Annotated in this window: 9 protein-coding genes; 3 read left to right on the top strand and 6 right to left on the bottom strand. The window is 60.7% G+C overall.

Going from position 1 to position 7048, the window contains the following annotated elements:
* Positions 1 to 711, top strand: a 711-nt coding sequence (locus AC1DON_RS20985) for an alpha/beta hydrolase family protein (protein ID WP_476936778.1), incomplete at its 5' end; no start/stop codon positions are given.
* Between the two features lie 73 nt (positions 712 to 784).
* Here AC1DON_RS20985 and AC1DON_RS20980 read toward each other — a convergent pair.
* Positions 785 to 2887: a TonB-dependent receptor domain-containing protein gene (locus AC1DON_RS20980; protein WP_476936777.1), complete on the bottom strand. Its 2103-nt coding sequence runs from the start codon at positions 2885 to 2887 to the stop codon at positions 785 to 787.
* Positions 2888 to 3250: 363 nt separating this feature from the next.
* Here AC1DON_RS20980 and AC1DON_RS20975 point away from each other — a divergent pair, with 363 nt between their 5' ends.
* Entirely contained in the window at positions 3251 to 3730 is a 480-nt protein-coding gene (locus tag AC1DON_RS20975) for a sugar O-acetyltransferase (RefSeq protein ID WP_476936776.1), read from the top strand.
* A gap of 149 nt (positions 3731 to 3879) precedes the next feature.
* On the opposite strand, the gene AC1DON_RS20970 is transcribed toward AC1DON_RS20975, so the two are convergent.
* Positions 3880 to 4428, bottom strand: coding sequence for a MarR family winged helix-turn-helix transcriptional regulator (locus AC1DON_RS20970; protein ID WP_476936775.1), 549 nt, complete (start codon positions 4426 to 4428; stop codon positions 3880 to 3882).
* Between AC1DON_RS20970 and AC1DON_RS20965 the strand changes: the two genes are divergently transcribed.
* Positions 4415 to 4843: an organic hydroperoxide resistance protein gene (locus AC1DON_RS20965; RefSeq protein ID WP_476936774.1), complete on the top strand. Its 429-nt coding sequence runs from the start codon at positions 4415 to 4417 to the stop codon at positions 4841 to 4843. The two genes, AC1DON_RS20970 and AC1DON_RS20965, sit on opposite strands and share 14 nt — an antisense overlap.
* A gap of 179 nt (positions 4844 to 5022) precedes the next feature.
* On the opposite strand, the gene AC1DON_RS20960 is transcribed toward AC1DON_RS20965, so the two are convergent.
* From AC1DON_RS20960 to AC1DON_RS20945, 4 genes are read right to left on the bottom strand one after another with little or no spacing between them, the layout of a single operon-like run.
* Complete coding sequence (locus tag AC1DON_RS20960; protein ID WP_476936773.1) at positions 5023 to 5808, bottom strand: sulfite exporter TauE/SafE family protein; 786 nt, start codon at positions 5806 to 5808, stop codon at positions 5023 to 5025.
* A gap of 15 nt (positions 5809 to 5823) precedes the next feature.
* Positions 5824 to 6330, bottom strand: a complete 507-nt coding sequence (locus AC1DON_RS20955; RefSeq protein WP_476936772.1) for a rhodanese family protein — start codon at positions 6328 to 6330, stop codon at positions 5824 to 5826.
* A gap of 14 nt (positions 6331 to 6344) precedes the next feature.
* On the bottom strand, positions 6345 to 6662 hold the full coding sequence (locus AC1DON_RS20950) for a rhodanese-like domain-containing protein (protein ID WP_476936771.1): 318 nt from the start codon (positions 6660 to 6662) through the stop codon (positions 6345 to 6347).
* Positions 6649 to 6999 (bottom strand): ArsR/SmtB family transcription factor, encoded by a 351-nt coding sequence (locus AC1DON_RS20945; protein ID WP_476936770.1) that lies wholly within the window; start codon positions 6997 to 6999, stop codon positions 6649 to 6651. Before AC1DON_RS20945 ends, AC1DON_RS20950 begins: the two co-directional genes overlap by 14 nt.
* Positions 7000 to 7048: the final 49 nt, after the last annotated feature.

Below are 7048 nucleotides of genomic sequence, written 5' to 3'. Positions count from 1 at the left end.
CCGCACGACGGCCCGCTGGGCCATGACCGCCGCAGCTATAACTGGCTGGCGCAGATCCTGGCCTCGCGCGGTTATGTTGTCCTGCAACCGAACTACCGTGGATCGGACGGCTATGACATGGCCTACACAAGCGCCGGTTACGGTCAATGGTCAGGCCGCATGACCTCCGACATGGCCGATGGCGTCCGCTACCTGGCGGGCCAGGGCATTATCGACGACAAACGCGTCTGCATCGCCGGACAGGGCTATGGCGGTTACGCCGCGCTGGCAGGCGCAACGACGGGCTCGCCCTATCGCTGCGCCGCCGCCATCAATGGCATTGTCGATCCGCAGGACTATGCCGCCCATTTGACGGACGGCAATGAAACGGACGCCATGGCGGCCCTGAAGGCCGATCCGGAGCATCCCCGTGCCTTCCGCGCCGATGCGGAATCGCCCAGCCTGGCGCTGCGCTATTTCGGCAGCCAGACCCCGCCGGCCATATCGGCGGCTTCGGTCGACGTTCCGGTCCTGCTGGTCACGGCAAAGTACGACAAGAACATCCCTGCCAGCCAGAGCCGTGCCTTGCGCGACAAGCTGCAGTCGGCGGGCAAGGCGAACACCTATGTCGAACCGGAGGATTGCGTCCACGACCTGAGTGCGCCGACCTGCCGGCTGGATGTCGCCCAGGCCATGGTCGACTTCCTGGCCAAGTATAATCCGTCCAGGTAGAGGTTCAGGTTCGGCCAGCGCCTGCTTTCCAAAAGGGCAGGCAGCGGGCCGGACCTGAGCGCGCCGTCGGAAATTATGCGTCGCTGCGGCCGAACTTGACGGCGAAACCGACGGTGACCCACGGGCCCTGCTTGCGCCTTATGGTGCGGCTTTCGCCTTCCGGCGTGGCGAAGACGGTCGTCTGTTTCGACGAATTCAGCAGGTCGGTCCCGCGTATGGCAAGGCTCAGCTTGGGTGTCAGCTTGTGCCGGTAATTCACGTCCAGCCGGTAGAAGCCGGTCGTGTAGCCCTGCAGGTCGACGCCCTTGCCTTCGCCGTTCAGGTTGAACTGGAACCAGTCGCGGCTGTTGGGCTTGTATTCGACCACGGTATTGCCCGACCAGCTGAAGGCCTGGCGCTTCAGCGCCTCACCGCTGGCCATCCCGCTCAGTTCCTTGTGGAAGACGTTGAGGTTGACCGAATAGTCGATCTTCTTGCCCAGCCGGTTCTTGGCCGTCAGCTCCCAGCCCGCTGAACTGGACTGGTCGGCATTGGTAATCGTCTGGACGATCAGCTGACCGGCGTCAACTCGCCGGGTTTCGGCGGTCGGGTCGGTGTTGACCCGGTAATACAGCCCGGTATTAGCGCTGAAATCCTTGTCGATATATTCAAGGCCCAACTCATAGGCGTCGGTGTACTGCGTCTTCAGGTCCGGATTGCCCTCAAAGACATAGAAGCGCGACCAGTAGACCCGGCGGGGATTGAGGTACCACTCCTCCGGCCGTGCGGTGCGGCGGCTGTAGCTGGCGGTCAGCTTGGCTTTTTCCGACAGGTCGCGATTGAGGTGCAGCGACGGCAGGATGCGCAGTTCATCGTGCGCCGAACCGCCGGCGTCCCAGTCGGCGGCTTCGATCCTCAGGCCCGGCATGACGCCCCATTTGCCGATCGGCGCCTGCCATGTGACGTAGCTGGCGACGGTCCGGGTGTCGTACCGGAACCGGTCGTCGCTGTCCGGCTGGCCCGGCACGATGGCGGCGATGTTTTCCGAACGGCTGCGGCTGTTCGTTTCGCTGGTGTCGAACTGGAAACCGGCATTCAGCCTGGACTTGCCGAATGGCCGTTCGTAATCGCCCTTGATCGTCGTGCCGCCATAGGGCGAATTGCCGAAATAGGCGTAGGTGACGCCGGGCTGCGCCGGCACGTTGCGGCGCACGTCGTGCGATGACCTGTCCCACGACTCCCCGTCCGAGCGCGACAGGTTGAGGTCCAGGCGCTCGCCCTCAAGCTTGCCCTTGCGCGTGTAGTTCAAGGCCCATTCGCCGCCGCTGCCGCCATCGCCGCCCGAGACCGTCTCGGCGTGATCCTCGATGACCTGGCCCGCCAGGCCGGTAATCCGCACGGTGCCGTCGTCGCGTGTGGACGCCCGCCAGCGATACTGGTTGCGCGACAGCTCGACGCGGACGTTTTCACTGGCGTCAAAGACGACCGACGCGTTCTCATAGGCCTGGCGGCGCGACGCGGTAGACCGGCCCTGACCCACGGTGGTCTCCAGGCCCGCGCCACGGTCCCACTGCTGGAGGTCATCGGAGGTGGTGACCTCATAAGAGCGGCCAAAGCCCGCGCTGCCCGCCAGCGTCCAGCGCCCGGACTTGCGGCTGAGATTGGCGTGAAAATTGTAGCGGCTGTTATCGTCGCCGCGCCCGTTGACCCCGCCGTTCAGCCCGTCCTTGCGCTTCTTTTTCAGGATGATGTTGATGATGCCGCCGGAACCATCCGAAGAAAACTGCGCCGACGGATTGGTCACCACCTCGATGCGTTCGATATCCGACGCCTGCAGGCTGCCCAGCAGGCCCTGTCGCGGCTCGACGCCATCGATCAGGATCTTGACGCCGGGATCGCCGCGCAGGGCGATGCGGCCGCGCGGATCGACGGTCACCGACGGAATCCGCGTCAGCACGTCCGTGGCGCTGGAGAAGGCGGCGTCGGGGCTGGCCGACACGTCATAGACGCGGCGATCGATCTTGTTGGTCACCGATGGCTTGCGCGCCGTGACGACGATGTCGGGCGTGTCCGCGCTGGCGGTCTTGTCGGTGATGACGACGGGGGGCTCGGCCGGCGGCGTCTCCACAGCCTGCGCAAAGGCGGCTGAGGGCGCGCAACCAATGGCGACCGCGACAAGCGACCATTTCCGGATCATATTCCCCCACAAACAACTCAGACACTTTCGTTGCCGGTCGTGTCGTGGAACCCGTGGACAGCCGGAACCTGTTTCGGCTTTGGCGTCGCGGTATCGGCAGGCATGATCGGAATGGCAGCATGTTTCACGAATTGCGCTGAGGCGAAAGGGGGAGGGCGCCTTCCCATGCGGTAAAATTATGGTGACCGCAAACGTTTGAATGCACAGGCCGGGTCTGGCGAAGCGCCGTCGATCCCCCTATGACACAGGCCTATCGAAAACCCGGGTCGGGAGTTCCTTCATATGACGACAGACGCACGGACCTTGAGGATTCACCGTGGGACCCCTGAGTCCGCGGCCATGGCAGCGGGCGCGCGCCGGGCAATGATCCTGACGTCCCGGCTAAACCGGCTGAGCTACGACGAGGCGGATGCGGTGCGCGCGGTGTTCAGCGAGCTGACCGGCCAGGTCGTGGATGAAAGTTTTGTCCTTGCGCCGCCGTTTTTTACCTCGGGCGGCACGGAAATCCGCGTCGGGCGCAATGTTTTCATCAACCAGAACTGCACCTTCTATGATCTGGGCGGGCTGCATATAGCGGACGATGTCATGATCGGCCCCAATGTCAGCCTGATCACGTCCAGTCATCCCATCGAACCCTCCCAACGGCGTGACGGCGTCGTGGCGAAACCGATCGTCATCGAAAAAAACGTCTGGATTGCCGCCGGCGCCACGGTCATTGGCGGCGTGACGATTGGTGAAAACGCGGTCATTGCCGCAGGTTCCGTGGTGACAAAGGATGTGCCGCCGGACACTCTGGTCGCAGGCAACCCCGCCCGGGTTATCCGCTCGATCCGCGAAGGCTAGGGCGGGAAGAGGGGGATTGGCTGTCCACAAAGCGCCATAACCGGAAATGAAACCCGGTCAGTGCCGGTTTAGAATTTCTTACCCTGAAGGGGACATCCGATGTCTAAGTTGGCCGCTTGTGCGACTCAATAGCGACTGAAATTAACCGATTAGCGACCGCGCAAGGCGCTTCCCAAGTCCTTCATTTGATCCCGAAGGACGATCAGCCGGTCGATACTGAGGTCGGTTGCGCACAATAGCGACGCCGGGATGTCGCGCGTGCAGGCTTCAAGCCGACGCCCCTCTTCGGTAAGATGAATGCGGGTGATGCGTTCGTCGTTTGCATCCCGGTTCCGCGTCACGAAACCAGCCTTTTCCATCCGTTTTAACAACGGCGTGAGGGTTCCGGAGTCGAGCATAAGGGGTTGCCCCAGTTCATTGACCGATCGCCCGTCCTGTTCCCACAACAGGAGCATGACCAGATATTGCGGATAGGTCAGCCCAAGCGGATCAAGCCATGTCTTGTAGGCTTGAGCGAAAGCATGTGCCGTCGAGTGCACGGCAAAGCAAAGCTGATTTTCAAGGCGGCGTTCGGGAGGCAGAGGACTATTTTTCATGTGCGCAATTATATAGCACACAATACACTTGACAATATATTGTGCACAATCTAATTGTTGGCTATAGATTTCATCAAGGAGAATGACAATGACGCAGTCCATCACCGCAGCCTACACCGCCCACGCAAAAGCCACGGGCGGCCGCGAAGGCACCGCGAAAACAGACGACGGCAAGTTGGACGTAAAGCTGTCGACACCCAAGGAATTGGGTGGCGCCGGCGGCGACGGCACCAACCCTGAACAGCTGTTCGCGGCAGGCTATGCCGCCTGCTTTATTGGCGCGCTCAAGTTCGTTGGCGGTCGCGACAAGATCGCTGTTCCGTCAGACGTCAGCATAGACTCAAGCGTCGGTATCGGTCCGATTCCAAATGGCTTCGGCATCGAAGTGACGCTCAAGATTTCCCTGCCCGGCCTCGATGCTGAGGTGGCGGATAAGTTGATCGCCGCCGCGCATCAGGTCTGCCCATATTCGAATGCAACACGTGGCAATATTGACGTCACTTTGGTTCGCGTTTGAGGCTGACTGGAGGCGCCCTTGTGGCGCCTCCACCTGTTCGTATAGCGCCATTAGCGGAAATAGAACTGGCGCGCTTGTCTTTCGATTAAATTTTCCCGGAAGCGGAAGTTCGATTGCCAGCAAGCGCCGAGATCGGATGTACGCGCTTCGCACTCACCTGGCGCAAGGTGGTTACTTCTTTAGACACTGTGACCGAATGGAAGCGACTGGTACAGCATGTAGGCCGCCACCGCGAAGACTAGGGTAGCAAATCCAGTCGTCAATGCGCCGCGCCTCGCCGCGACAATCTGCGCCACCCTGGAACCCGCTACACTGCCCACAAAACCACCACACACGAAGGCGATGGCGATTGGCCAATCGACCAAGCCCGCCAACGCGTAGGTGGATGCTGTTGACACCCCAAACGCCGTTACAGCGAAGAGCGAGGACGAAATCGCGTTCACGATCGGCATCGCGGTTGCAGCCATAAGGCTCGGCACGATCAGAAAGCCGCCACCAATGCCGAAAAAGCCGGACAACAGGCCGGTTGCCAGCCCAAACGCCACCAACCGGGGAAAATTATCTCTGTCCAGCCGGACCTTGGGGTTTCCCTCGGCATACCGGTTCTTGAGCATTAGCCCGGCGACGACAATCATCAGTAATGCGAAAAGCGAGAGCAGAACCTGACCGTTCAGCAGCCTTCCGAAGTACGAGCCGACGAGGGCGCCGATGACGCCGGTTACCGTAAAAACCACTACACACCGCCACTTGACGGTGCCGGAACGGACCTTGCCGATCAAACTTACGGCTGCGCTTAAGGCAACGCTTACGGCACTCGTGCCGATGGCGACGTGCGGGTTGGTTATTCCGACGAGATAGACGAGTAAGGGGACCGCCAGAATTGACCCGCCTCCGCCTACGAGCGTCAAGACAAAGCTGACAAGACCGCCAGCAAGTGCCGCTAAGAGATACTGCATGTCAAACATGGCTGTGCTTTCCGCCTAGCGGCGATTCCAGGGGGCAAACATCAGCAACTTCGCCATTCCGCAAAAGCCCGTAACGCCTGCAAACACCAGCCCGGCGCCGACAAAGCCGGACAGCAGTATGAACGGGCTGGCGATAAATCCGGCGAGCAGTACGCCGGTAAGGACAAGGGCGCCGGCTACGATCATCACCTGACGCTGAAGTTCGATTGGCTGGTTGGCGTCCTTGCGCACAGGCAGGCCGCTCTGTTTCCATTTCTCGATGCCGCCATCGAGCAGCAGGTAGGTCCGTTCGCCGGCCTTGGCCGCGAGTCTATCGGCATTGGCCTGAGTGCGGCCGCCGCTTTTGCAGTGAAAGACGATGACGTCTCCCTCAATCGCAATCGCATCCAAAGCTGACACCGGACAATTGACCGCGCCGTCGATGCGCTCGCGGCGATGCTCGTCGGCTTCCCGGATATCGACCAATACTGCGCCGTTCCCGACCAGACGTGCTGCGTCTGCCGGGCTGATTAACTTACTCATGACTGATACTTTCGTTACTTGGTTTGAACGGGCAGGCCAGCGGCCGCCCATGCGTCAAATCCACCTTCCAACAGATAGACCTCACGCGCCGAAGTCGTGGCACGCAGTTGCTGCGCATTCATTGCGGTGCGCCTGCCAGACCGGCAGTGGAATATGACGGGTTGATCGTGATCCAACGGCGCTACATCGGGCCTTAGCCCTGATAGCGGCAGGTGGCGGGCTTCAGGAATAATCTGATCGCGCTCTTCCGCCTCACGGATGTCGACCAGCATTGCGCCGGTAGCGAGCAGGCCGTGTGTGTCCTCAGGTGAAATAGATCTAGTTTCGCTCATGCTGGGACTCCCCGGTTAGCAGATCAGGACAATAGATATCGCGAAGCACGGCAAGGACGCGCGCAGCCTTCTCGTCCGCGACGCGGTAGAAAAGCGACTGGGATTCACGACGGTTTGTAATGATGCCTTCGTCCCGCAGCTTGGCCAGGTGTTGCGACAATGCCGACTGGCTCAGGCTCAACTCATCGGACAAAGCGGACACGGAAAGTTCGCCGGCGGTCAGCAGATGGCAAAGGATGAGCAGGCGTTGCTCGTTTGCCAGTGCCCGTAACAGGCTGGCTGCCTCGCCAGCCTTCGCCTCGAACACGCTCAGTTCTGCAATAAGAGTCATTTGCATTAGAATTCTCTAATTTAGATATTGCTTATTTAGCAATGTCTAATATATA

This window comes from Asticcacaulis sp. P4_H10 (genome assembly GCF_056400965.1).
Note: the sequence above shows the minus strand (reverse complement) of the source record. Positions and strands in the feature narration are given on the sequence as shown.

Excerpts from the sequence above, each read along its gene's own strand:
- AC1DON_RS20945 (WP_476936770.1), bottom strand. The coding sequence starts at position 6,999 with ATGCAAATGACTCTTATTGCAGAACTGAGCGTGTTCGAGGCGAAGGCT.
- AC1DON_RS20975 (WP_476936776.1), top strand. The coding sequence starts at position 3,251 with ATGATCCTGACGTCCCGGCTAAACCGGCTGAGCTACGACGAGGCGGAT.
- AC1DON_RS20970 (WP_476936775.1), bottom strand. The coding sequence starts at position 4,428 with ATGGACTGCGTCATTGTCATTCTCCTTGATGAAATCTATAGCCAACAA.
- AC1DON_RS20965 (WP_476936774.1), top strand. The coding sequence starts at position 4,415 with ATGACGCAGTCCATCACCGCAGCCTACACCGCCCACGCAAAAGCCACG.
- AC1DON_RS20960 (WP_476936773.1), bottom strand. The coding sequence starts at position 5,808 with ATGTTTGACATGCAGTATCTCTTAGCGGCACTTGCTGGCGGTCTTGTC.
- AC1DON_RS20950 (WP_476936771.1), bottom strand. The coding sequence starts at position 6,662 with ATGAGCGAAACTAGATCTATTTCACCTGAGGACACACACGGCCTGCTC.
- AC1DON_RS20980 (WP_476936777.1), bottom strand. The coding sequence starts at position 2,887 with ATGATCCGGAAATGGTCGCTTGTCGCGGTCGCCATTGGTTGCGCGCCC.
- AC1DON_RS20955 (WP_476936772.1), bottom strand. The coding sequence starts at position 6,330 with ATGAGTAAGTTAATCAGCCCGGCAGACGCAGCACGTCTGGTCGGGAAC.